Genomic DNA, 685 nt, shown 5'->3' with positions numbered 1-685 from the left:
TAGCCGCCGTCCTCACGAGGGAGCCGCCATCGACTGCCGCCCCTCCCCCCACGAGGGGCGGCACCCGCAGTCCCCGAGGAGTCCCTCAGGAGTCCCCCGGGAAGTCACTGAGGAACCCCTGAGGAGTCTCCGATGAACAAGACCCCGGTCATTCTCTGCGCCCTCGCCGCCGTCGCCGTGCTGGTGTTCCTGGCGATCGGCGACGTCATCAACTATCCGTTCGCCGCCGGGATCGGCACGGCTCTCGTTCTCGCCGCCGGCCTGGAACTGCACAGGAACAGGAAGAGGAGTCACCAGTGAACGAGATAGCCGACATAGGATACGGCCGCCAGTTCGACGGCTGGTACGACCGGCTGTTCCCCAAGGACGGCGCCGCGGCCGGGGTCGCCAAGAAGATCGCGGACCTCCACCCCGACCACTCCACCGGCACCCTGGAGTTCGGCGTCGGCACCGGCCGTATCGCCGTCCCCCTCTCGGGGCACGTCGGGCGGGTGACCGGGGTGGACTCCTCCGAGGAGATGCTGGCCGCGCTGCGCGCCGAGCCCGGCGCCGCCGGGGTCGAGCCGGTCCACGGAGACATCCGCACGTACACCTCCGACGAGCGGTACGGCCTCGTGTACTGCGTCTGCGGAACGCTCTCCATGCTGCTGACCCCCGAGGACCAGGCGCTGGCCGTGCGGCGGGC

General features: G+C 70.4%; 2 protein-coding genes. Both read left to right on the top strand.

The genetic code is table 11. The features are described 5' to 3' along the window. Positions 1-132: 132 nt before the first annotated feature. Complete coding sequence (locus tag CU044_RS38680; protein WP_165371911.1) at positions 133-300, top strand: hypothetical protein; 168 nt, start codon at positions 133-135, stop codon at positions 298-300. Next, positions 297-685 (top strand): class I SAM-dependent methyltransferase (locus tag CU044_RS20050; RefSeq protein ID WP_129770094.1); only part of this gene is annotated, 389 nt, incomplete at its 3' end. The genes CU044_RS38680 and CU044_RS20050, both read left to right, overlap by 4 nt.

The sequence above is a fragment of the Streptomyces sp. L-9-10 genome (assembly GCF_004151105.1).
Taxonomy (GTDB): domain Bacteria; phylum Actinomycetota; class Actinomycetes; order Streptomycetales; family Streptomycetaceae; genus Streptomyces.
Note: the sequence above shows the minus strand (reverse complement) of the source record. Positions and strands in the feature narration are given on the sequence as shown.